Origin of the sequence: Gilvimarinus gilvus, assembly GCF_030518155.1 — a bacterium.
Taxonomy (GTDB): domain Bacteria; phylum Pseudomonadota; class Gammaproteobacteria; order Pseudomonadales; family Cellvibrionaceae; genus Gilvimarinus; species Gilvimarinus gilvus.
This window is the reverse complement of sequence record NZ_JAULRU010000407.1, coordinates 1-334: the sequence shown is the minus strand read 5'-3', so window position 1 is coordinate 334 and position 334 is coordinate 1. Positions and strand designations below refer to the sequence as shown.

General features: G+C 33.8%; 1 protein-coding gene. It reads right to left on the bottom strand.

Translation table 11 applies throughout. The features are described 5' to 3' along the window. On the bottom strand, window positions 1–302 hold a 302-nt coding region (locus QWI17_RS06800; protein WP_441294585.1), incomplete at its 3' end, for a glycine--tRNA ligase. Between the last annotated feature and the right edge of the window lie 32 nt (window positions 303–334).

Genomic DNA, 334 nt, shown 5'->3' with positions numbered 1-334 from the left:
TACATTACGTTGTAATCTAAACGTAATTTTTTCAAAATTTCTTTCGCTAATTCAGGTAAACCATCTTTTTTAACTAATGGTAAAACAGCCGCTTTAATTGGCGCTAATGCAGCTGGTAAAGACAATACTACACGTTCTGATCCATCTTCTAAAACTTCTTCTTTCAATGAATTTGAGAAAACTGCTAAGAACATACGATCCAAACCTACAGAAGTTTCTACCACGTAAGGTGTGTACGATTCGTTTGTTTCGTTATCGAAATATTGAATTTTTTTACCTGAATGTTGTTCGTGAGCTTTCAAATCGAAATCTGTACGAGAGTGAATTCCTTCTA